The organism is Providencia sp. PROV033 (assembly GCF_028484855.1).
GTDB classification, from domain to species: domain Bacteria; phylum Pseudomonadota; class Gammaproteobacteria; order Enterobacterales; family Enterobacteriaceae; genus Providencia; species Providencia alcalifaciens.
This window is the reverse complement of sequence record NZ_JAMPSW010000153.1, coordinates 1-1,029: the sequence shown is the minus strand read 5'-3', so window position 1 is coordinate 1,029 and position 1,029 is coordinate 1. Positions and strand designations below refer to the sequence as shown.

Genomic DNA, 1,029 nt, shown 5'->3' with positions numbered 1-1,029 from the left:
TTTTTTTCGCAGGCGTCCAGCCGAAGAAAATAGCCAGAGGGCGGAGCCTTATGTCATTCATTTTCGTCCAGAAAATGAGTGGCATTGATACTGAAAGTATCATGGGGTGCAAGTTAGTAAAACTATGATTCTACCCATTATTTCACCCGTTATTCTGCCCGTTATACCTAAATTGGGTGCAATAACGGGTAAAGTAATAGGTAGAATAACAGGTGGATTAATGGGTAAGAAATAACACAACGTCATCTTGTGTCTATCTATTATTCTGTATCTTATTCTATGTATTATTCTACCTATTACAGACGAAATAGATAAAATAAGAGATAGAATAATAGATAGGATAATACATAAAATAATAGGTAAACCTAACGTCAGCGCACCTTTTCTTCGAGCTGTTTTAGCATCGAAATATCACCTAATAACCGTTGATTTTTACCTGTGAAAAAGATGATCGGACTGACATTTGCATTATCAATACTTCGGCTTAACTGAATTCCCATCGCCTGATAATCATCATCGTTTGTGCAATGGTATAACGCTAAAACAAGCTGACATTGTTCTGGAGTTCCGCATTCTATTGCCCAGCGGATCAACTCCGAAAAGGTCAATCCGTTCGGTTTCCAGTGTTTTTTATGCCGTGACGCTAACGCCTTAAATTTTTCACGCCCTTGATTATATTTTTCTGCCCCGATCACCGGATCTTCACAACGAACCCCTTGAACCGGTCGCTTATCAAATGACAATTCCCATAAATTTAATTCTTCGATGTATTCGTAATCTTCTGGCGATGCCAAACGAAATAATTGAGACATAGAGACACCCTCCGATCATGTGTGAACGGAGACAGTATAAGGCTTTCGAGAAATTCCGCTTCCTCGACGTGAAACAAGTTCACGCCTTGCGGCGAGCGTTGCGAATTGAATTTATGAGGTTTACCAAGCTCCAGATGTAACAAAGCCCCGTGACAGCATCACAGGGCTCTGGTACTCTAAATCTTGTGCATTCGTTGCTCAGATTAGACGTCGCAAT

The 1,029-nt window shown here is 40.4% G+C and carries 1 protein-coding gene; it reads right to left on the bottom strand.

Annotated features, from left to right (window positions below):
• Positions 1 to 371: 371 nt before the first annotated feature.
• Entirely contained in the window at positions 372 to 812 is a 441-nt protein-coding gene (locus PSF16_RS16525; protein WP_015063446.1) for a hypothetical protein, read from the bottom strand.
• Positions 813 to 1,029: the final 217 nt, after the last annotated feature.